Annotated in this window: 22 protein-coding genes; 12 read left to right on the forward strand and 10 right to left on the reverse strand. The window is 66.8% G+C overall.

The genetic code is table 11. The features are described from left to right. Positions 1 to 47: 47 nt before the first annotated feature. From ACGFK1_RS04175 to ppgK, 3 genes are all read right to left on the reverse strand, one after another. Entirely contained in the window at positions 48 to 488 is a 441-nt protein-coding gene (locus ACGFK1_RS04175; protein ID WP_393425958.1) for a hypothetical protein, read from the reverse strand. Between the two features lie 27 nt (positions 489 to 515). Beyond that, entirely contained in the window at positions 516 to 2,057 is a 1,542-nt protein-coding gene (locus tag ACGFK1_RS04180) for an RNA polymerase sigma factor (RefSeq protein ID WP_393425961.1), read from the reverse strand. A gap of 183 nt (positions 2,058 to 2,240) precedes the next feature. Beyond that, positions 2,241 to 3,050 (reverse strand): polyphosphate--glucose phosphotransferase, encoded by an 810-nt coding sequence (gene ppgK, locus ACGFK1_RS04185; RefSeq protein ID WP_393425964.1) that lies wholly within the window; start codon positions 3,048 to 3,050, stop codon positions 2,241 to 2,243. Between the two features lie 73 nt (positions 3,051 to 3,123). Here ppgK and ACGFK1_RS04190 point away from each other — a divergent pair, with 73 nt between their 5' ends. Continuing rightward, positions 3,124 to 3,960 (forward strand): inositol monophosphatase family protein, encoded by an 837-nt coding sequence (locus tag ACGFK1_RS04190; RefSeq protein ID WP_393425967.1) that lies wholly within the window; start codon positions 3,124 to 3,126, stop codon positions 3,958 to 3,960. Between the two features lie 34 nt (positions 3,961 to 3,994). Here the strand turns inward: ACGFK1_RS04190 and cei are convergent, their stop codons facing one another. Beyond that, positions 3,995 to 4,651: an envelope integrity protein Cei gene (gene cei / locus ACGFK1_RS04195; RefSeq protein ID WP_393425970.1), complete on the reverse strand. Its 657-nt coding sequence runs from the start codon at positions 4,649 to 4,651 to the stop codon at positions 3,995 to 3,997. Positions 4,652 to 4,815: 164 nt separating this feature from the next. Between cei and ACGFK1_RS04200 the strand changes: the two genes are divergently transcribed. After that, positions 4,816 to 5,118, forward strand: a complete 303-nt coding sequence (locus tag ACGFK1_RS04200; protein WP_024445904.1) for a DUF4193 domain-containing protein — start codon at positions 4,816 to 4,818, stop codon at positions 5,116 to 5,118. A 6-nt stretch (positions 5,119 to 5,124) separates the two neighbouring features. On the opposite strand, the gene ACGFK1_RS04205 is transcribed toward ACGFK1_RS04200, so the two are convergent. Then, positions 5,125 to 5,610 (reverse strand): DUF3093 domain-containing protein, encoded by a 486-nt coding sequence (locus ACGFK1_RS04205; protein WP_393425974.1) that lies wholly within the window; start codon positions 5,608 to 5,610, stop codon positions 5,125 to 5,127. Positions 5,611 to 5,635: 25 nt separating this feature from the next. On the opposite strand from ACGFK1_RS04205, the gene dut reads away from it, so the two are divergent. Together dut and ACGFK1_RS04215 are read left to right on the forward strand one after the other, a co-directional pair. Further along, a complete protein-coding gene (gene dut, locus ACGFK1_RS04210) occupies positions 5,636 to 6,100 on the forward strand; it encodes a dUTP diphosphatase (RefSeq protein ID WP_393425977.1) in 465 nt (154 codons plus the stop codon). Next, positions 6,100 to 6,876 (forward strand): DUF3710 domain-containing protein, encoded by a 777-nt coding sequence (locus tag ACGFK1_RS04215; protein WP_393425980.1) that lies wholly within the window; start codon positions 6,100 to 6,102, stop codon positions 6,874 to 6,876. The genes dut and ACGFK1_RS04215 overlap by 1 nt, the downstream gene beginning before the upstream one ends. Before the next feature lie 53 nt (positions 6,877 to 6,929). Here the strand turns inward: ACGFK1_RS04215 and ACGFK1_RS04220 are convergent, their stop codons facing one another. Continuing rightward, positions 6,930 to 7,631: an alpha/beta hydrolase gene (locus ACGFK1_RS04220; RefSeq protein ID WP_393425983.1), complete on the reverse strand. Its 702-nt coding sequence runs from the start codon at positions 7,629 to 7,631 to the stop codon at positions 6,930 to 6,932. A gap of 133 nt (positions 7,632 to 7,764) precedes the next feature. Between ACGFK1_RS04220 and ACGFK1_RS04225 the strand changes: the two genes are divergently transcribed. Genes ACGFK1_RS04225 through ACGFK1_RS04235 form a run of 3 tightly spaced genes read left to right on the forward strand, consistent with a single transcriptional unit; the run spans position 7,765 to position 10,245 of the window. After that, complete coding sequence (locus ACGFK1_RS04225; protein WP_393426360.1) at positions 7,765 to 8,136, forward strand: OB-fold nucleic acid binding domain-containing protein; 372 nt, start codon at positions 7,765 to 7,767, stop codon at positions 8,134 to 8,136. A 56-nt stretch (positions 8,137 to 8,192) separates the two neighbouring features. Further along, positions 8,193 to 8,825, forward strand: coding sequence for a DUF3159 domain-containing protein (locus ACGFK1_RS04230; protein ID WP_393426362.1), 633 nt, complete (start codon positions 8,193 to 8,195; stop codon positions 8,823 to 8,825). After that, entirely contained in the window at positions 8,815 to 10,245 is a 1,431-nt protein-coding gene (locus ACGFK1_RS04235) for an MFS transporter (protein WP_393425986.1), read from the forward strand. Before ACGFK1_RS04230 ends, ACGFK1_RS04235 begins: the two co-directional genes overlap by 11 nt. On the opposite strand, the gene ACGFK1_RS04240 is transcribed toward ACGFK1_RS04235, so the two are convergent. Together ACGFK1_RS04240 and ACGFK1_RS04245 are read right to left on the reverse strand one after the other, a co-directional pair. Further along, positions 10,230 to 10,916 (reverse strand): potassium channel family protein, encoded by a 687-nt coding sequence (locus tag ACGFK1_RS04240; RefSeq protein WP_393425989.1) that lies wholly within the window; start codon positions 10,914 to 10,916, stop codon positions 10,230 to 10,232. The genes ACGFK1_RS04235 and ACGFK1_RS04240 overlap by 16 nt on opposite strands. Before the next feature lie 43 nt (positions 10,917 to 10,959). Further along, positions 10,960 to 11,634, reverse strand: coding sequence for a potassium channel family protein (locus ACGFK1_RS04245; protein WP_393425992.1), 675 nt, complete (start codon positions 11,632 to 11,634; stop codon positions 10,960 to 10,962). 98 nt (positions 11,635 to 11,732) lie between these two features. Here ACGFK1_RS04245 and ACGFK1_RS04250 point away from each other — a divergent pair, with 98 nt between their 5' ends. The 4 genes from ACGFK1_RS04250 to ACGFK1_RS04265 are packed head-to-tail and all read left to right on the forward strand — an operon-like array spanning position 11,733 to position 17,566. Continuing rightward, complete coding sequence (locus ACGFK1_RS04250) at positions 11,733 to 13,727, forward strand: APC family permease (protein WP_393425995.1); 1,995 nt, start codon at positions 11,733 to 11,735, stop codon at positions 13,725 to 13,727. Beyond that, positions 13,724 to 14,959, forward strand: coding sequence for a class I SAM-dependent RNA methyltransferase (locus ACGFK1_RS04255; RefSeq protein WP_393425998.1), 1,236 nt, complete (start codon positions 13,724 to 13,726; stop codon positions 14,957 to 14,959). Before ACGFK1_RS04250 ends, ACGFK1_RS04255 begins: the two co-directional genes overlap by 4 nt. 19 nt (positions 14,960 to 14,978) lie before the next feature. Next, on the forward strand, positions 14,979 to 17,087 hold the full coding sequence (locus ACGFK1_RS04260) for a catalase (RefSeq protein WP_393426001.1): 2,109 nt from the start codon (positions 14,979 to 14,981) through the stop codon (positions 17,085 to 17,087). After that, entirely contained in the window at positions 17,087 to 17,566 is a 480-nt protein-coding gene (locus ACGFK1_RS04265) for an MSMEG_6728 family protein (protein ID WP_393426004.1), read from the forward strand. Before ACGFK1_RS04260 ends, ACGFK1_RS04265 begins: the two co-directional genes overlap by 1 nt. Position 17,567: 1 nt before the next feature. On the opposite strand, the gene ACGFK1_RS04270 is transcribed toward ACGFK1_RS04265, so the two are convergent. Further along, on the reverse strand, positions 17,568 to 17,858 hold the full coding sequence (locus tag ACGFK1_RS04270; RefSeq protein ID WP_393426007.1) for a DUF4242 domain-containing protein: 291 nt from the start codon (positions 17,856 to 17,858) through the stop codon (positions 17,568 to 17,570). A 152-nt stretch (positions 17,859 to 18,010) separates the two neighbouring features. Between ACGFK1_RS04270 and ACGFK1_RS04275 the strand changes: the two genes are divergently transcribed. Beyond that, complete coding sequence (locus ACGFK1_RS04275; RefSeq protein ID WP_393426010.1) at positions 18,011 to 20,599, forward strand: ATP-binding protein; 2,589 nt, start codon at positions 18,011 to 18,013, stop codon at positions 20,597 to 20,599. Here the strand turns inward: ACGFK1_RS04275 and ACGFK1_RS04280 are convergent. Beyond that, entirely contained in the window at positions 20,596 to 21,072 is a 477-nt protein-coding gene (locus ACGFK1_RS04280) for an Lrp/AsnC family transcriptional regulator (RefSeq protein ID WP_393426013.1), read from the reverse strand. The two genes, ACGFK1_RS04275 and ACGFK1_RS04280, sit on opposite strands and share 4 nt — an antisense overlap. Positions 21,073 to 21,080: the final 8 nt, after the last annotated feature.

A 21,080-nucleotide genomic window follows, 5' to 3' on the forward strand; every position in this document is an offset into this window, starting at 1 on the left:
CCCTCTCAGCAACTTCACAGCTGCATCCGCTCGGCGGCGTGTTGGCTTCACTGCTGTTCGAGGCGGTCCATCATCGCGACTGCCGTCTTGATTCGCTCGATGCCCTTGTCGCGCAGGGACACCACGGTGTTGGCCTGATCCTGGGTCATCTCCGGGTTGACCGTCACGCATTCCCGATCGAAGTCGCGGAAATGTCCGACGGCTTCCTCGAGCACCGCGGTGACGTCGTCGTCCGGCGACGGCAGTTCGTGTTCCAGCCTGCTCACACCCTCGGCGAAGGACCGGCAGGCGCTTTGGGCGCCGGGGTAGTCTGAGCTTCGCACCGCACCTTCGAACCACGCCAACGCGTCGTTCATCTTGTCGATGGTCGGTTGAGCTTGGTTGCGCCAGGCCTTCAGCGTGTCGGCGTGCGAAGGGCCGCCGTGTTCTGTGGAAGAACAGGCAGCCACCCCGACGATCAGAACACCCGCGGCGACGACCAGACGCACAGTCGTGGACGGTGAAACGCGAATGGCTCAGTCCAGGTAGTCGCGCAGCACCTGGGAACGGCTGGGGTGACGCAACTTTGACATCGTCTTCGACTCGATCTGGCGGATCCGCTCGCGGGTGACGCCGTAAACCTGACCGATCTCATCGAGCGTGCGGGGCTGGCCGTCGGTCAGGCCGAACCGCAGCCGCACCACGCCCGCCTCCCGCTCGGAGAGCGTCTCGAGCACCGACTGCAGCTGATCCTGCAGCAGCGTGAAGCTCACCGCGTCGACCGCGACAACCGCCTCGGAGTCCTCGATGAAATCGCCAAGCTGCGAGTCGCCTTCGTCGCCGATGGTCTGGTCCAGCGAGATCGGCTCACGCGCGTACTGCTGGATCTCCAGCACCTTCTCCGGCGTGATGTCCATTTCCTTCGCCAGCTCTTCAGGAGTTGGCTCGCGGCCGAGGTCCTGCAGCAGTTCGCGCTGGATGCGGCCGAGCTTGTTGATCACCTCGACCATATGCACCGGGATGCGGATGGTGCGGGCTTGGTCGGCCATCGCGCGGGTGATCGCCTGCCGAATCCACCAGGTGGCATACGTGGAGAACTTGTAACCCTTTGTGTAGTCGAACTTTTCGACAGCACGGATCAGGCCCAGGTTGCCTTCCTGGATGAGGTCGAGGAACGCCATGCCGCGACCGGTGTACCGCTTGGCCAGCGACACCACCAGCCGCAGGTTCGCCTCCAGCAGATGGTTTTTCGCGCGGTCGCCGTCGCGGCAAATCCACGCCATGTCGCGCCGCTGCGCGGCGGGCAGCTTCTCGCCCTTTTCGGCCAGCTCTGCCATCAGCTGAGTGGCATAAAGGCCTGCCTCGATCCGCTTGGCCAGCTCGACTTCTTCCTCGGCGTTGAGCAGCGCCACCTTGCCGATCTGCTTGAGGTAGGCGCGCACCGAGTCCGCCGACGCGGTGAGCTCGGCGTCCTTGCGGGCCTGCCGCAGCGCCTCGGACTCCTCTTCGTCCCAGACGAAGTCCCCGGAGGCCTTGTCCTTCTCGCTGGGCTCGGCGATCTCGTCGTCCTCGGCCACCGCAGCGTCCTTGGTGGCGTCGGCTGCGGGCTCGGTCTCTTCCTCCGAGCTTTCCTCGTCGGCGGCTTCCTCTTCGCCTGCCCCTTCGTCATCGACCTCGAGATCCTCGAGGTCCAGATCCGCGTCTTCGAGGTCCTCACCGGGCTCGGCCTCGAGCTCGTCGTCGCTCTCGACCTCTTCGGTGAGCTCTTCGTCGACGGCGCCCTCTGGCGAGGTGGCCTTCTTGGCGCGGGTGCGAGGAGCGGGACCGTCGGCCTTGGCCTTGGCGGCCTTGGCCGGTGCCTTGGCGGCCTTCGTCGCGGGAGCCTTGGCGGCGGCTTTGGTGGCCCGCTTCGCGGCCGCAGAGCCGTTGGAGGATTTCGCCGCCCCAGTCGAATCTGCGGCCCGTGCCGCCCCGGTCGAATCTGCGGCCCGTGCCGCGGAAGTCTTTTTGGCAGGGGCCTTGGTAGCGGTGCGCTTCACCGGCTCATCGGTTGCCGGGCGTGCCTTTGTCGCTGCCACGTACACCCTTTCGATCTTGCAATTTCCGAAGGGCACGGTCGTGCGCCATCGAAAAGCGTCGGCTATGTCGAGTATCGGCGGTTGATCTCGCCGCTATCCGGGATGCGGCCGCCGTTGACCATTGTAACGACAGTGTGAGGTACCGCCGGGTTGAGCGGCAAATTTGGCGCGTCGGTTGGACTGCTACTTGGCGGTAGCGGTGACATCCACCTCAGCGGCCATCGCCGCGCCGACGATGCCCGCGGTGTTCTGCAGTGCCGCGGCGACCACCGGTGTGCGGTTCTTCAACAGCGGAATCCACTTGTCGGCCTTCCTGCTGATGCCGCCGCCCGCGATGAACAGGTCGGGCCAAATCGCGTTTTCAATCGCAACGAGCACGCTGGTCACTTCTTTCGTCCAGCGCTCGTAGCTCCAGCCCTTTTTCTCCTTGATCGACGACGCCGCTCGATGCTCGGCTTCTTTTCCGCCGACCTCGAGGTGGCCGAATTCGGTGTTCGGCAACAGCACGCCGTTGTGAATCACCGCTGAGCCGATACCGGTGCCGAAGGTCAGCAACACGATCACCCCGGAGTTGTCCCTGCCCGCCCCGAACTTCTCCTCGGCCAGCCCCGCCGCGTCGGCGTCGTTGAGCACCGTCACCTGTTGGCCGTCGAGGGCGGTGGCGAACGCGTCGCGCACGTTCACCCCGAGCCATCGCTTGTCGACGTTGGCCGCCGTGCGCACGATGCCGTCGGTGATCACTCCGGGATACGTGACGCCGAGCTTTTCGGTCCAGCCGAATTCCTTGGCGACCGCGGCGACCGTCTTGGCGACGGATTCCGGCGTCGCCGGTTGCGGCGTCTCCAGTTTGAAGCGCTCGCCGATCAGTTGCCCGGTGTCCAGGTCGACGATGCCGCCCTTCACGCCGCTCCCGCCGACGTCGATGCCGAATCCGCGGCGTTGTGGACCGCCGTTGGTGCTCGGGTCGGCGGCGGCTGGCTCTGTGGCGGTCATGAGCGCTCCTCAGGCGGGGCAGGTGGGACGCGCCACACACATTAGTAGCTTCAGAATGTGCTGCGATGGACGAGTGACGGAAAACGACACCGATTTTGTTGAGTTGCGCTCGATCGCGGAGCGATTGGCGAGCGAGGCCGCCGACTTCGTCCGGCGCCGCCGCGTCGAGGTGTTCGGGAACCCCGACCCCGACGCCCCTGCGAGCGTGCGGACCAAGAGCACACCGACCGACCCTGTCACCGTCGTCGACACCGAAACCGAGCGACTGCTGCGCGAGCGGTTGGCCGAACTGCGTCCCGGCGAAGACATCCTCGGTGAAGAGGAAGGCGGCGCGACCACCGTGCGCGAGGGGCTCACCTGGGTGCTCGACCCCATCGACGGCACCGTGAACTTCGTATACGGACTCGCGCAGTACGCAGTGTCGGTGGGCGTGCTGCGCGACGGCGCACCCGTGGCGGGAGCGGTGGCCAACGTGCCCGGCGAGATCCTCTTCTCCGCCGCGCTGGGCCATGGGGCCCGGATGCAACGGCGCGGCGTGCTGACTCCGCTGAGGTCGAGCGGGGCCGTGGAGTTGTCAATGTCGTTGATAGGTACCGGGTTTGCGTACGCGCAGGACCAGCGGGCGAGGCAGGCCCAGGTGCTGGCCAAGCTGCTGCCCGCGATGCGAGACGTGCGGCGGATGGGTTCGGCCGCACTGGATCTGTGCATGGTCGCCGCAGGCGAACTCGACGGCTACTACGAGGACGGCGTGCACCTGTGGGATTGGGCCGCGGGCGCGCTGATCGCCGCAGAGGCAGGGGTGACCTTGCGGTTGCCACCCGTCGACGGCGAGGGCGGCTTCATTGTCGCGGCCGCCCCCGGCATTGCCGATGCGCTGACCGAAGCATTGCGGGAAGCGGGAGCATTCTGAAGCGAACGTCCTTGCGCTGCAACGCAGTAGGGGACTAGCAGGTCGCCGAGTGGATCTTCTTGAGCAGCGTCGGATCGGCGGGCTGGGTGGCGTCGGGACGCAGGCTGGCCAGCACCGCGTCGATGTCGTCGCTGTGGGTCAATTCGGTGAACTCGGTTCCGATCGCGAGGTCGACGGTGCCGTCGGTGCGCTGGTCCTGAAACAGCTCGGTGCAGGGGGCCACCAGCCATACCGCGGCGGCGGCAGCGCGCCCGGATGGACCGAAGCGGATCTGACCCTGGCATTCCAGCCGTGCCTTGACATACACCGAGTCGTTGGCAGCCGTCGGCTCGGCGAAACCGAGGTCGCGGAGTTCGCCCGCCACCTCGGCGGCCTGACCGCCCTGGCCGCTCGCGTTGAGGACGCGGATCCTGGCGTCGACGAGCTTGGCGGGCACCACGTCGGTCATGTCGGCGCGGGTCACCTGCTCCCCGAGTTGCGGCGCGGGGGCCGCCGGATCCGCCGGGGGCGGCGGCGCGTTGCAGATGGTGGCTTCGTGGATGTCCGGGGGTCGGCTGAGCGCCATCACCCAGACCATCAGAGTCACCACCGCCAGGGCGACGAACAGCAGGATCCCCGGCAGGTAATTGCGCCGGCGAAAGGGCCGGCCGCGTTTGTCGAACGCGGTGCCCTCGGTGATTTGCGCGACCACGCCTGCACTCTAGAGCCAAAGACAGTGGGCGCTTCCTGTGACGACACCTACACTGTGATGTAAATCACACCGTAACGGGTACCAGAACGGGCACGAATCGTTTGGGGAATGCGTTCGACGCTGGTACAAAGCTCTGCTGCAAGGTCTGACGGAGGGGACACGAGATGGCTACCGATTACGACGCCCCGCGGCGCACTGAGACCGACGACGTTTCCGAGGATTCGCTCGAGGAGCTGAAGGCGCGGCGTAACGAGGCCCAGTCTGCGGTCGTAGATGTTGACGAGTCCGAGTCCGCGGAATCCTTTGAGCTGCCAGGCGCCGACTTGTCCGGTGAGGAACTGTCCGTGCGGGTGATCCCGAAGCAGGCCGACGAGTTCACGTGCTCGAGCTGCTTTCTGGTTCATCACCGCAGCCGACTGGCCAGTGAGAAGAACGGCGTGATGATCTGCACGGACTGCGCCGCCTAGCGACAGTCAAGCTGATTCCGCGCGCAGCGCGGCCAGCACGCGCTCCGGATGGCGGGAGCTGACCAGCCAGTACGGCGTCGGGTCGTCGGGGTCGTCGAGAACAAGAAGAATCATCGGGCCGACCCATGCCCGGTGCACGACGTAGGCAGCCGGATCGAGTTGGCGACCGAGCGCGGCCGACTTGGCGCTCTTGGGCACTTCGGCCGACCGCGTCACGACACTGACCGGCAGGTGGGCGTCGCCCACCCACAGTTCGGTGTCCTCGGCCCGCCTGACGACGCTGACCTCGATCCTGCCGAACCACAGCAACACCGCGGCGGCGACTGGCAGCAGCACAGCGAACGGCATCCAGTTCGGCAGGGCTTGCACGCCCTGGTTCACCTCGAGCGCGATCAGGCCGGCCAGGCCGAAGCCGGGCGGCCACCACCACCACGGCACGCGCAACCGTTCGCGGTAGCGCACAGTTTGCGCCGTGGCGCGCGTGTCGGACACGCGGCCAAGAGTAATCTCTGACGTCGTGTCCACCTCTCTGGCGGTCGTGCGCCTTGATCGCGATCTGCCGATGCCCAGCCGAGCGCATGACGGCGACGCGGGCGTCGACCTGTTCAGCGCGCTCGACGTCGAACTGGCGCCGGGTCAGCGGGCGCTGGTGCCGACCGGCATCGCCGTCGCCATCCCGCACGGCATGGTCGGGCTGGTCCATCCGCGTTCGGGTTTGGCTGCGCGAGTAGGACTTTCGATCGTCAACAGCCCCGGCACGATCGACGCGGGTTACCGCGGTGAAGTCAAGGTGTCGTTGATCAATCTGGATCCCGAGACGCCGATCACGGTGAATCGGGGTGATCGGATCGCCCAATTGCTGGTCCAGCGGGTCGAGTTGCCCGAACTGATCGAGGTGACGTCGTTCGACGAGGCCGGATTGGCCGACACATCCCGTGGCGACGGTGGCCACGGTTCCTCCGGCGGACATGCGAGTTTGTGATGGCATTCGGAAAGCACAGAGACCACAACGATCGTGACGATCGTGACGACGTGCACAGCCCTGACGAGGACCTCACGGGCGATCCCGTCGACGAGGACCTCGAGGGTCCGTTCGACGTCGACGACTTCGACGACCCGGCGACAGCGGCGCAGGGCCGGTTGGATCTCGGCTCGGTACTGATCCCCATGCCGGAAGCCGGCCAGGTGCAAGTTGAGCTCAGCGAGGTCGGCGTGCCAAGCGCCGTGTGGGTGGTGACGCCCAACGGTCGCTTCACGATCGCCGCCTACGCCGCGCCGAAGTCCGCGGGGCTGTGGCGGGAGGTCGCGACCGAACTGGCCGACTCGCTGCGCAAGGAGGTCGCCCAGGTCGGCATCGAGGACGGCCCGTGGGGCCGCGAAGTGGTCGGCGTATCGAAGGCCGAGCAGAACCAGCAGGCGGGCGTTGTTCGGTTCATCGGGGTCGACGGCTACCGCTGGATGATCCGGTGTGTGGTCAACGGCCCACAGGATCGAATCGCAGCGCTTGCTGCAGAGGCGCGAAATGCATTGGCGGACACGGTCGTTCGACGCGGCGACACTCCGCTACCCGTCCGCACGCCGCTGCAGGTTCAGCTACCCGAGCCGATGGCAGCGCAGTTGCGTGCCGCCGCCGAACAGGCCGCGATGCAACAGGCGCAGCAGATGCAGCAAGCCCAGCAGCAGGCGCCTGCGCCCGCCGCCCGGCGCAGCGAACTCGGTTCGGCCATGCAGCAGTTGCGCACCATCACCGGCGGCTGACCCCGCGATTTGTGTGCGTTTCCGAGCGCTCACCGCGCGTCAACGCACACAAATCACTCGATGTCGGCAAGTGCCGTCACGCATGCCGCACCCAACACCGCGGGGTCCGCACCCATCTCGACGAGGGTGACGGTGCGAAGTGCGGCGCGCGGCGCGGCCGCCACCCACTCCAAGCCGACTTCCACGGGGTGGATCGGATCGTCTGTTGCAGACGCCACGCCCATCGGCACGGTGAGCCCCGCCAGTTGCCCGCACGTCGGCGCGACATAGCGGGCGGCTTGCTCCATCGCGTCCGGCAGCGCCGGCCACAGGCCGACCCAGGACCGGGTCAGCTCGTCGGCCAGCCACGCCGGGCTGCCTGCCCGCATCTGCGCGGTCGCCGACGCCAGGCCGTCGCGTCGCAGCATCTCGGCCGAGTGCCGCGCAGCGAGCGCCGCTGGTGCGGCCTCAGGCTCCCCGGTCCAGGCAGGCAGCGCGGCCAGCACGGCAACGGCGTGGCGGGGGTGGGCCAGCGCCCACGCCGCGGCCACCGCCGCGCCGATGGACACCCCACCGACCGCGATGGCGCCGCCGCGCGAGGCGTTGTCGAGCGCGTCACGGTAGCCGTCGATCAGCCTGCCCGGCTGGGGCGCCGGCGTCACGACCACCGCGCCGACGTCGTGCAGAGCAGCCGAAAACGCCCGGTAGACGTAGTCGTCGTCGGATCCGGTACCCGCCAGCAGAACCGTCGTGACGCCGCGAAGATTGACCGTCATCGGATGATCGTCCCCCGTTCACCGGCTCGTCGGCGTGGCGACCCGACCCTACGTGGCGTAGCGGAACCAAGAGGTCTACGGTGGCGTTGGATTGGGTAGATCCATGGTGGATCTGCAAAAGTCAGGAGAGGCCATGGCTACGGCCGAAGGGTATCTTCGCCGGCTCACCCGTCGGCTGACGGAAGACCCGGAGCAACTCGACGTAGAAGAGCTCAGCGACGAAGCCGCCAGTACCGGCGCCCAGAAGGCGATCGACTGTCAACGCGGCCAAGAAGTGACGATGGTTGGCACCCTGCGCAGCGTGGAGTGCAACGGCAAGGGTTGCTCCGGCGGCGTCAAGGCCGAACTATTCGACGGCACCGATTCCGTGATGCTCGTCTGGCTCGGACAGCGCCGCATCCCCGGCATCGAATCCGGCCGCACGCTTCGGGTGCACGGCCGCGTCGGGAAGCTCGACAGCGGCGTGAAGGCGATTTACAACCCGCATTACGAGATTCAAAAGTGAGCGATCCCGGAACTGAACCGGGGAAGCAACCAAAGGCAAACGCAGTCCTCGAACAGATGGGCGGCGTGAGTGGCCTCATCTACTCCTCGCTGCCTGTCGTGGTGTTCGTACCGGTTTCCACCACGCTGGGACTGATGCCCGCCATCGGCGCGGCCCTCGGGGTGGCGGCGTTGATCCTGGTGTGGCGGCTTTTCCGCCGCGAATCCGCCCAGCCGGCGATTTCCGGGTTCATCGGCGTCGGCATCAGCGCCCTGATCGCCTACATCGTGGGCGCGTCGAAGGGCTACTTCCTGCTCGGCATCTGGATGTCGCTGTTCTGGGCGGTGGTGTTCGGGGTGTCGATCCTGATCCGCCGCCCGGCCGTCGGTTACATCTGGGGTTGGGTCAACTCGCACGACCGGGACTGGCGCGGCCTGCGCAAGGCAGTGCTCGCGTTCGACCTCGCGACGTTCGTGTGGGTTCTGGTTTTCACCTCGCGCTTCGTCGTGCAGCAGCACCTCTACGACTCCGACCAGACGGGCTGGCTGGGGGTGGCGCGCATCGCCATGGGATGGCCGCTCACCGCGGTGGCGGCGCTCGTCACGTATCTGGCCATCCGCGCCGCCCAACGTGCGCTGCACGCCCATGCCCACCAACGCGCGACCACTGCCGAGGAGCACGGGGACTTAGCGCAACCCGATGCCCTCTAAGGCGGGTGGTGACAGGCCGCTGATCGCGGTCGCGGTGTTGGCTTCGTTCGTCGCGTTCCTCGACGGATCGGTGGTCAACCTCGCCCTGCCCGCGATCAGCCGCGAATTCGGCGGCGGGCTTGCGCTGCAACAGTGGGTGCTCGACGGCTATCTGCTCACCCTCGGTGCGCTGATCCTGGTCGCGGGGGCGATATCGGATCAGTTCGGGAGGCTGTCTGTGCTGCGGATGGGCGTGGTGGTGTTCGGCGTCGCGTCGGTGCTGTGCGCGTTGGCTCCAAGCGGTTGGATTCTGATCGCCGCGCGCTGCCTGCAGGGCCTCGGCGCGGCGTTCCTGGTGCCCAGTTCACTGGCGATGATCAATGCGCGGTTCTCGGGCGCCGCGCAGGCCCGCGCCATCGGCACGTGGACGGCGTGGACGGGCACCGCGTTCGTGGTCGGCCCGCTCCTCGGCGGTCTTCTGGTCGACGCCGTTGGTTGGCGCTGGATCTTCGGGGTCAACATCGTGCCGCTGGCCGCCACCGTCTATCTCACGACCAGGCTTGACCCGGACACCGGAGACCGCTCGGCCCGTATCGATGTGACCGGTGCCGTGCTCACCGCGCTCGGACTGACGGGTGCGGTGTACGGGCTCATCGAAGGACAGCGACTCGGCTTCTCGCATCCGGCGGTCGCCATCGCTCTGGTGGTCGGGGTGGCGTGCCTCGCGGTGTTTCCGTGCTGGGAGAGTCGCTGCCCGCATCCGATGATGCCCCTGCGGATCTTCACCGCCCGCAACTTCGCGGTGGGCAACCTCGCGACGGTGTTCCTGTATGCGGGGGTGTCGCTGGGCACGTTGATCGTCACGCTGTTCCTGCAGGAGGCGGCCCGGCTGTCTGCCACCCAAGCGGGCTTGGCCACGCTGCCCATACCGGTGCTGTCGTTCCTGTTGGCCCGGCGGTTCGGCACGCTGGCAGGCGCGCACGGGCCGAGGCTGTTCATGGCCGCGGGCCCGTCGATCGCCGCGGCAGGCTATCTCTGGATGACGATGGCGCGCGAGCCGTTCGACTTCTGGATTCAGATGCTGCCGGGGCTGGTGGTCTTCGGGCTCGGCCTGTCGATCACGGTGTCGCCGCTGACGGCGGCCATCCTTGCCGCGGTGGACCCGGCTCAGAGCGGTATCGGATCGGCGATCAACAACGCCGTGTCCCGGATCGCGGGGCTGATCGCAGTCGCGTTCACCGGTGTAATTCTCGGCGGGACAGTCGATTTCGCGGGTTTTCGGCAGGGCGCACTAGTGGCCGCCGCGCTGTTTGTGGTCGCGGGACTCATCTCCGCGATCGGTATCCGTAATGCGGAATGCGACTTCCAGCGGGTAACGGCCGGGCAGGCGGCACGCTGTCGAGACCGCACACCACCGCCGCCCGCCTACGCGCGCGGCTGACCCTCAGCGCGTCGTTGCGGACGCAGCAGCAGGTCCCGCAGCGCCTGCTCGACCTCGGTGGTGGCCACGAACAACAGCTCATCGCCGCCTTCCAGCGGCTCGTCGGACTCGGGCACGATCACCCGCGGTCCACGCAGGATCGTCACCAGCGCCGCGTCGCGGGGCAGCTCGAGCCGCTTGACCGGCTTCCCGCCCCACGGCGTGTCGTCGGGCAGCGTGATCTCGACGAGGTTGGCGTGACCCTTGCGGAACTCCATCAGCCGCACCAGATCACCGACGGCGACCGCCTCCTCGACCAGTGACGCCAGCATGCGCGGCGTGGACACCGCGACATCGACGCCCCAGTTCTCGTCGAAAAGCCACTCGTTGCGCGGATCGTTGGCCCTGGCCACCACTCGCGGCACGGCGAACTCGGTCTTGGCCAGCAGGCTGACCACGACGTTGACCTTGTCGTCGCCCGTCGCGGCGATCACCACGTCGAACTCCTCGAGCTTGACCGACTCCAGCAGGCTCAGCTCGCAGGCGTCGCCAAGGCGCCAATGGGCGGCCGGAATGGCATCGACGTCGATGTGGTCGGGGTTGCGCTCGAGCAGCGTGACGTCGTGGGTCTCGACCAACTCGCGCGCGATGGATCTGCCGACGGCTCCCGCACCGGCGATTGCGACCTTCATTGGCGCCGATCCTCCAAGTCCTTCACGTCGTCACGGACGCGCTTCATGCCGACTCCAAGTCTTCACTTGGCGGCAGCGCGGCGATGGCCAGCGCCTCGGCGATGTGCCCGGCGATCGCCGCCATGTACACCTGGTCGCCGGCCTGGATGACGGTCTTGGGGTCGGGCAGCAGGCCCGCGCCGAACCGGATCATGAACGCCACCCGGGCTCCGGTGGCGCTCTCCAGCGCGGTGATCCGGTGCCCGGCCCACTCCTCGTGCAGCGCGAGTTCGGTCACGCCGACATTGCCGGTCGGATCGCGCCATTTGGTGGTTTCGGTTTCCCGGGTCAACACGTTGAGCAGTCGGTCCGTGGTCCATGGCACGGTGGCCACCGTCGGGATGCCCAGGCGCTCGTAGACGGCCGCACGCTTGGCGTCGTAGATGCGGGCCACCACACGCTCCACGCCGAAGGTCTCCCGGGCCACCCGCGCCGAGATGATGTTGGAGTTGTCGCCCGACGACACCGCAGCGAACGCCCCGGCCTCCTCGATGCCCGCACGCAGCAAGACATCACGGTCGAAGCCCATGCCGAGCACACGTTCGCCCGGGAACTCGGGGGAGAGGCGGTGAAAGGCGGTGCTATCGCGATCGATGACAGCCACATCGTGGCCGATTCGGGCCAGGCTGTCCGATAACGACGCGCCAACCCGGCCGCACCCCATGACCACTACCCGCACCTGACAGTCCTTTCCGGCATGTCTGTGGCGAACCCGCGCAATCCAGAACGCTACCGCTTTCCGACGGCGGGTGGCCGTCGGGCTTACTCTTGGCTCTCGTGTCCAAGCTTTCGACCGCTGCACGCCGGTTGGTCCTCGGCAGGCCGTTCCGCAGCGACAAGCTCGCCCACACGCTCCTACCCAAGCGCATCGCGCTGCCCGTGTTCGCCTCCGACGCGCTGTCATCGGTCGCCTATGCGCCTGAGGAAATCTTTCTTGTGCTCTCCATTGCGGGGCTGACCGCATACTCGATGGCGCCCTGGGTCGGGCTTGCCGTCGCCGCAGTGATGCTCATCGTCATCGCCAGCTACCGGCAGAACGTGCACGCCTACCCGTCAGGCGGCGGGGACTACGAGGTGGTCACCACCAACCTGGGGCCCACCGCCGGGCTGACGGTGGCCAGCGCGCTGCTGGTCGACTACGTACTCACGGTCGCCGTGTCGATGTCCTCGGCAATGGCGAACATCGGTTCGGCGATCCCGTTCATCAACCATCACAAAGTGTTGTTCGCCGTCCTTGCCATCCTGGTGTTGGCGTCGATCAACCTGCGCGGCCTCCGGGAGTCGGGCACCGCGTTCGCGATCCCCACTTACGCGTTCATGATCGGCATGTACATCATGCTGGCCTGGGGGCTGTTCCAGATCTACATCCTCGGCGATCAGCTGCGCGCCGAATCCGCGGGCTTTGAAGTGCATTCCGAACACGGCGAAGTGCTCGGGTTCGCGATGGTGTTCCTCGTCGCGCGCGCGTTCTCGTCCGGGTGTGCGGCGCTGACCGGTGTCGAGGCGATCAGCAACGGCGTGCCGGCGTTCCGGAAGCCCAAGTCGCGCAACGCCGCGACGACGCTGCTGATGCTCGGGCTGATCGCCGTGTCGCTGTTCATGGGAATCATCATGCTCGCCAAGGAAACCGGGGTGAAGATCGCGGGTCGCCCCGAGCAACTCATCGGCGCCCCGCCCGGTTATCACCAGAAGACGCTGATCGCACAGCTGGCCGATGCCGTGTTCCACGGCTTCCCGATCGGGCTGTATCTGATCGCCGGAGTCACCGCGCTGATCTTGATCCTGGCGGCCAACACCGCGTTCAACGGCTTTCCGGTGCTGGGATCGATTCTCGCTCAGGACCGTTACCTGCCACGTCAGCTGCATACCCGCGGTGACCGGTTGGCCTTCTCCAACGGCATCCTGTTTCTCGCGTTCGCCGCGATCGCGTTCGTCGTCGCGTTCCGCGCCGAGGTGACGGCGTTGATCCAGCTGTACATCGTCGGGGTGTTCGTGTCGTTCACCCTCAGCCAGATCGGCATGGTCCGGCACTGGACCCGGCTGCTGCGCACCGAAACCGACTCCGCGGTGCGCAGGCACATGATGCGGTCGCGGGTGATCAACACCATCGGCTTCGTCTGCACCGGCACTGTGTTGATCATCGTGGTGGTGACGAAGTTCGTCGCTGGCGCGTGGATCGCGATCCTCGCGATGGGCGCGCTGTTCGTCATCATGAGGATGATTCGCAAGCATTACGACACCGTCTCCCGAGAACTCGAAGAGCAGGCCGAGGAACAGGGCGACGACATGGTGCTGCCGAGCCGCAACCACGCCGTGGTGCTGGTGTCCAAGCTGCATCTGCCGACCAAGCGCGCGCTGGCCTACGCCAGGGCCACGCGACCGGACGTTCTCGAGGCCATCACCGTGAGTGTCGACGACGGGGAAACCCGCGAGTTGGTGCATCAGTGGGAGGACAGCGACATCAGCGTGCCGCTGAAGGTGATCGCCTCGCCGTATCGCGAAATCACCCGTCCTGTGCTCGATTACGTCAAGCGGGTCAGCAAGGAGTCACCGCGCACCGTCGTCACGGTGTTCATCCCGGAATACGTCGTCGGGCATTGGTGGGAGCAGGTGCTGCACAACCAGAGCGCGCTGCGGCTCAAGGGCAGGCTGCTGTTCATGCCGAACGTGATGGTGACGTCGGTGCCGTGGCAACTGAGCTCCTCGGAGCGGCTCAAGACGTTGCAGCCGCACGCCGCTCCGGGGGACATCCGCAGGGGTTTCCTGGATTGACCGAACACATCGACGAGCCCCCGCCATGGCCGGAGGATCTCACGCTGACCACCGGGGCACCGGCCAACGGCGGCAGCTGCGTCGCGCGCCACGAGGGCCGGGTGGTCTTCGTGCGCTACGCATTGCCTGGTGAGACGGTCAGGGTTCGGGTGGTCGGAGACCATGGATCCTATTGGCACGCAGACGTTGTCGAGGTGATCGAGCCGTCCGCGGACCGGATCGACTCGCTGTGCCCGATCGCGGGTGTGGACGGCGCCGGCTGCTGCGATCTGGCGTTCGCCGACCCGCAGGCAGGCCGCAGGCTCAAAGGTGAGGTGGTCGCCAACCAACTTGCGCGGCTCGGCGGCTACCAATGGCGCGACGAGGATTCCGCTGTCGCCGAACCGATCGGCACCGGCGAGCCGACCGGCTGGCGCACCCGGGTGCGTCTGGACACCACGGGCGAAGGCCGGGCCGGTTTTCACCGATATCACAGCTCCGAGCTGGTGACCGAGCTGAACTGCGCGCAGCTGCCGGCGGGGATGCTCGACGGCATCAACGACTGGATGTGGCCGCCGGGCGCCCAGCTGCACGTGGTGATCGACGACGACGGGGAACGGCACGTCGTGCAGTCGGGGCCGCGGACCGGTCGCAAGACCTCGACGCTGGTGGCCGAGGGTCGATACGAGGCCGCGCAGCGGGTCGGCGGGCGGGTGTGGCGGGTGCCGGTGACGGCGTTCTGGCAGGCCCACCGCGACGCGGCCGCCGCCTACAGCCAGCTGGTGGCCGACTGGGCCCAGCTGACGCACGGTATGACGGCGTGGGACTTGTACGGTGGCGCAGGGGTTTTCGCCGCGGTGCTGGCTGAAGGCGTCGGGGAAGGCGGCAGGGTCGTCACCGTGGACACCTCGCGGGCTGCGTCGCGCTCGGCGCGTACCGCGATGAGCGACCTCGGCTGGGTGTCGGTGGTGACCGACTCGGTCCGGCGAGCCCTTGTATCGCAGATGGCGCAGACCGGGCGCGCCGACGTCGCAGTGCTCGACCCGCCGCGATCGGGGGCCGGCCGCGACGTCATCGACCTGCTCGCGGCCGCGGAAGTACCACGCATCATCCACATCGGTTGCGAGGCGGCCTCCTTCGCCCGCGATATCGGGCTCTACCTCGGCGCCGGGTACGGGGTGGAGGAATTGCGGGTGTTCGACTCGTTTCCGCTGACCCACCACGTCGAATGCGTCGCGGTTCTCACCCGCTGATTTGGGTACCCCGCCCGACATGGTGGACAACGGGCAAAGTGCTAAACAAGACCAACTCGACGGCTCGCGCGTCAGCAGGGAGACAGGCTACCTGACCACCCAGCAGGGCGTCCGGGTCGATCACACCGACGACTCGCTGACGGTCGGTGAACGCGGTCCCACGCTGTTGGAGGACTTCCACGCTCGGGAGAAGATGACCCATTTCGATCACGAGCGCATTCCTGAGCGCGTCGTTCATGCGCGCGGCGCGGGTGCCTACGGCTACTTCGAACCGTACGACGACTCGCTCGCCGAGTACACCGTCGCCAGCTTCCTGACAACCCCGGGCAAGCAAACTCCCGTCTTCGTCAGGTTCTCCACGGTCGCCGGTTCGCGCGGATCGGCCGACACGGTTCGCGACGTGCGTGGCTTTGCCACGAAGTTCTACACCGAGCAGGGCAACTACGACCTCGTCGGCAACAACTTTCCGGTGTTCTTCATCCAGGACGGCATCAAATTCCCCGACTTCGTACACGCGGTCAAACCGGAGCCGCACAACGAGATTCCGCAAGCACAGTCCGCCCACGACACGCTGTGGGACTTCGTTTCCCTGCAGCCGGAGACGCTGCACACGATCATGTGGCTGATGTCGGACCGCGCCCTGCCGCGCAGCTACAGAATGATGCAGGGCTTCGGCGTGCACACCTTCCGACTCGTCAACGCCAAGGGCGAGGGCACGTTCGTGAAGTTTCACTGGAAGCCGAAACTCGGTGTGCATTCCCTTGTTTGGGACGAATGCCAGAAGGTCGCCGGAAAGGATCCCGATTTCAACCGGCGCGATCTGTGGGAGGCCATCGAGACGGGCGAGTTCCCCGAGTGGGAGCTCGGTGTGCAGCTGGTGCCCGAAAGCGACGAGTTCAACTTCGAGTTCGATCTGCTTGACGCCACCAAACTCATTCCCGAGGAACAGGTTCCGGTCCGTCCGGTGGGCAAAATGGTGCTCAACCGCAACCCGGAGAACTTCTTCGCCGAAACCGAGCAGGTCGCGTTCCACACCGCCAATGTGGTGCCCGGAATCGACTTCACCAACGACCCGCTGCTTCAATTCCGCAACTTTTCCTACCTGGACACGCAGCTGATCCGGCTTGGCGGCCCCAACTTCGCGCAGCTGCCGGTGAACCGGCCGCTGGCCGATGTCCGCAACAACCAGCAGGATGGCTACGGCCAGCACGCGATACCGCGGGGCAGGAGCAGTTACTTCCCCAATACGCTGGGCGGCGGCTGCCCCGCGCTGGCCGACGAGGGTGTGTTCCGGCACTACACCGAGAAGGTCGACGGGCACAAGATCCGCCAGCGCGCGAAGAGCTTCCAGGACCACTACAGCCAGGCCAGGATGTTCTGGAAGAGCATGTCGGCGGTCGAGGCCAAACACATCGTCGCCGCGTATGCGTTCGAATTGGGCAAGGTCGAGACACCGGAGATCCGGGTCCGCGTCGTCGATCAGCTCAATCTCGTCGACCACGACCTGGCGAGCAGAGTCGCGAGCAAGCTCGGGTTGCCCGAACCCGCCGAGGAACCGGTCGACGACAAGATGGCCGCATCTCCAGCGTTGTCACAACTGAACGCTGCCACCGACAGCGTCGCCACCCGCAAGGTCGCGGTGCTGGCGGCTGCCGGTGTCGACGCCACCGGCGTCGAGCGATTCAAGGGCGCACTGGAGCGCCAGGGCGCGATCGTGGAAGTTCTGGCGCCGGTCGCGGGCGGAACGCTGGCAGGCGGGTCCGGGGGAGAGGTGGCCGTCGACCGGGCGATCACCACGATGGCGTCGGTGCTCTACGACGCGGTGGTGGTGCCCTGCGGTCCGGAGTCGGTTGAAACGCTGTCCAACGACGGCTACGCAAAGCACTTCATCACCGAGGCCTACAAGCACCTCAAGGCCGTCGGCGCCTTCGGTTCCGGCGTGGACCTACTGCGCAAGCTCGGCATCGCCGAGCAACTCGCCGACGACACCGAGGTCGTGGTGTCGAACGGTGTCGTGTCGACGGCGGCAGCCGCCGACGACCTCACCGACGAGTTCGCGGACGCCTTCGCCGCGGAACTCGCGAAGCATCGCGCCTGGGACCGGGAGACTGACCCCGTGCCCGCCTGATGCAGACGTTCCTGCCGTACGCCGAATTCGTCGCCACGGCAAAGGTGCTCGACAAGCGTCGGCTCGGTAAGCAGCGGGTGGAGACCATTCAGGTGGTGCGTGCCCTGACTGTGGCCGGCTACGGCTGGCGCCATCACCCCGCCGCGGCGATGTGGGCCGGATACGAAGAGGCGCTTGTCCGCTACGGGCTCGACATCTGTGCGGTGTGGTGTGCGTTCGGCAACGCCGACACCTGCGCGACCACGCTGATCACCGACCTGACGCGTGGCACCGGAGTCTCGGCGCCACGCGAACAGGCGGAGCTGGCGCACGCCGGCGAACTGCCGCCATGGCTGGGTGAGCCGGGCTTCCATCGCAGCCACCAATCGGCACTGCTGCGCAAAGACCCTGCCTACTATCGGCCCGTCTTCCCTGATGTGCCTGACGATCTGCCGTATGTGTGGCCGGCCTCCGACCGACCACGCCGGGTACCGAGGTGAATCAGTGCGTGGTGACCAACCGTTCGGCCGTGTGCGGGCCGAACTCATTGGCGACCACGGTGACCGAATTCGCCGGAAATCCGCCACGCCGGGCGTGCTCCCGAATCGTTTCCTCGTCGTCGGCTTCGTGGACGCAGTAGATCTTGTCGCCGGCCACGTAGCTGGTGACCCACCGATACGGGACGCCGAGGGAGGCCACCACGTCGTTGGACTTCGCGGCGATGCCTGCCAACTGCTCTTCGGTCAGCTCGCTGGCTCCTGGGATCTCCCGCTCGATCAGAAAGCGCTTCATTGTCGTCTCCTTGTCTGATGGACGTTCCGCGGCCGTTCGCCGCGCGAAGACAACACTCGGCCCCATCGGGGGCCCAGGCATGGGGAGAAGTCACCCATCTTTGCGGGGCCTGACATTTTCGCTGTTCAGAGGCTGGTCAACCCGTAGCATCGATGACCGTGAAGCTCATCGAGCGCAGCGACGAGCTCGGCAGGTTGCGGGGAAGGGCTGACAGCGCGCGTGCGGGACGCGGCGCGATGCTGATCGTGACCGGGGAGTCGGGTGCCGGCAAGACGTCATTCGTCGAATCGTTCGTCGCCGAATGGGTCCGTGACGAACGTCTGCTGTGGGGGGTATGCGATCCGCTGCCGACACCGCGGCCGCTTGGCCCCCTGCGCGACCTGGCGCACCGGCTGGCGCCGGCAAGCAGGGAGCTTCTCGAACACAGCGATGCGCCCTATGACATCTTCGCCGCCCTTCATGACGACTTGTGCACTGCGCCTTCAGTTCTCGTGCTCGACGATCTGCAATGGGCAGACCAAGGCACCATCGACTTGTTGCGGTTCGTACTGCGCAGGATCTCGCAGACCCGCTCCCTGATCGTCGGCATCATTCGCGACGACGAGGTGGGGGCGAACCATCGCATGCGGGAACTCCTCGGCGATGTCGCCAGGTCGCCGCGCGCCGAGTCGTTGTCGATCCCGCCGCTGTCACTGCACGCGGTCGCATCGCTGGTCGGCGAACGCGGCGTCGATCCGGCGTGGCTGCATGGCGTCACGGGTGGCAACGCGTTCTTCGTGTGCGAGATGCTCGACCACGACGGCGACGACCTGCCGACCACCGTGCGCGACGCGGTGCTGGCGCGCACCTTCGGGCTCGATCCCTCGGCGTGGGATCTGCTGAACCTGTTGACCTGCTCGCCGGGTGTCATCCCCGACTACCTGCTGGCCGACCTCGGCGTCACGTTGCACGCATCGCAGGCGTTGACCGAAGCGGGCCTGATCCGCAGAAGCTCGCGCGGCGTCGCGTTCCGGCACGACCTGTGCCGACTTGCGATCCGGAGCGTGATCCCGGCAGGGGCCGAACCGCGACTCCATCGCCGGTTGATCGACGCGTATGAGGCGACCGGTCACCTCGACGCCGCGGTGTTGACCCACCACGCGCTCGGCGCAGGCGATATTGACCGGATCCGACGATATGCCGGGGAGGCGGGCGCCACGGCGGCACGCTCGGGCGCCCACACTCAGTCGACGGAGTTCTTCACGATCGCGCTCGAGCGGGGCGGCCCATTTCAGCCTCAGGCCGAAGCCGAGTTGCTCGAACAGCTTGCTTGGGAGTACTACCTGACAGACCGGTTGGCCGACGCGATCACCGCCTGCCACCGCGCGATGCGGATCCGCCAGGAGTTGGGTCAGCCTGCCGCGGTCAGCGCCAACCATCACTCGCTGGCCGTCTACCAGTGGTACAACGCCGACCGCGGGCAGGCCGAAGGGCATGCCGCCCAAGCGATGTCGGTGCTCGATACGGACGCCGACGACACCGCTCAACTGGTGCAACTCGGGCACGCGTTCGCCATGCAGAGCTACCTCGCGGTGCAGGCGACCGATCTGGACCGGGCCAAGGCATTGATCGCCCGCGCGCGCGAGGTCGCCGAGAAAACGGGGAATTCCGATCTGTCGATCCGCGTCCGGTTGATCGAGAACTACGGTGCGGTGCTCGCAGGCGACCAGGCCGGACGCGACGCGATCATGGCCATCCTCAACTCGGCACCCACACACATCGACGAGTTGTACTCCGGCGGGTGGAGCAACATCACCTACTTCGACGTCGAGCAGCGCAGGCTCGACGTGGCGGCCGATCTTCTCGACGTCAGCATCCCGCTCATGCACGAGCATGACCTTCCGATCTGTCGCGTCTGGCAGATGGGTTCGCGCGCAAGGCTTGCGCTGATGGTCGGCGACTGGGACGACGCGGCGGCGGACGCGGACCGCTTGTTGGAGTTTCCCAGCGCGCCGCTGGCCCGGACGTGGCCGTCGCTGATCCGCGCCGTGGTGGACATGCGTAAAAGCGGGGCGCCAGGCGCATGCCTCGATGACGCGTGGACGCTGGCATGCCGGTTCGCCGAACCGATCCGCATGTTGCCCGTAGCGTCCGCAATCGCCGAATTGGTTTGGCTGACAGGCGAATCCGATGACCGCATCAACGAGTGCCGGGAGCTGCTGACCGGCGGGCCGGTGACCGGCCTGGAGTGGTCGCGCGGCGAGTTGGCGGTCTGGCTGCGACGGTTGGGCGATGACGTCGACGTCGTGGGCGTCGCCGAACCGTATCGGTTGCTTCTGGACGGGGCGTACGACGCCGCGGCCGACGACTTCCATCGCCGTTCGATGCCCTATGACGCCGCGCTGGCGCTCGTCGACTCCGGCGTTCCTGCGCAGGCCGCGCGGGCATTGGACATCCTGGATCGGCTTGGCGCCGACGCGGTGGCTGGGAAGATCCGCCGCGGGCTACGGGCCAAGGGCGTCTCGGTGGTGCCTGCCCGGCGGCGTGGGACGACCCTTGCCAATCCCGCCGGGTTGACCACGCGGCAGGCCGAAGTGCTGCGCCTGCTCGACGACGGCCTGACCAACGCCGAACTCGCTGAGCGACTGTATCTGTCGGTGAAGACCGTCGACCATCACGTCTCGGCGATCCTGACGAAGCTGGATGTCTCCAAACGCCGGGACGCCGTCCGTCGGGCCCGTGAACTGGGCCTGCTGACCTAACGCGTCCCCCAGTTGTATTGCTGCTTCAGCGTTTTCAGGTAGACCAGGGTTTCTGCGAGGTAGACCCCGGGCAGCGCGCGGATCTGCGTATTGAGGATGTCCAGCAAGTGCCCGTCATCCTCACACACCACCTCGACCACCACATCGAATCTGCCTGCGGTCATCACGACGTAGTCGATTGCATCGATTTTGGTGAGCTTTTCGGCGACTTGCATGCTGTCGCCGGAGCAGCAGATGCCGATCATCGCCTCACGGCCGAAGCCGAGTTCCGTCGGATCGGTGACGGCCACGATCTGCATCACACCTGTGCTCATCAGGCGCTGCACCCGCTGGCGCACCGCACCCTCGGAGATGCCCACCTCCTCGGCGATCGCCGAGTACGAGCGCCGCCCGTCGTGCTGTAGCGCGCTGATGATGGCCTTCGAGATGTGATCGAGCGGCGGCCGTTGGGCCGAACCGCTGATGTCAGCCATGGCCTCGA

Origin of the sequence: Mycobacterium sp. NPDC048908 (assembly GCF_043197955.1) — a bacterium.
Taxonomy (GTDB): Bacteria; Actinomycetota; Actinomycetes; order Mycobacteriales; family Mycobacteriaceae; genus Mycobacterium.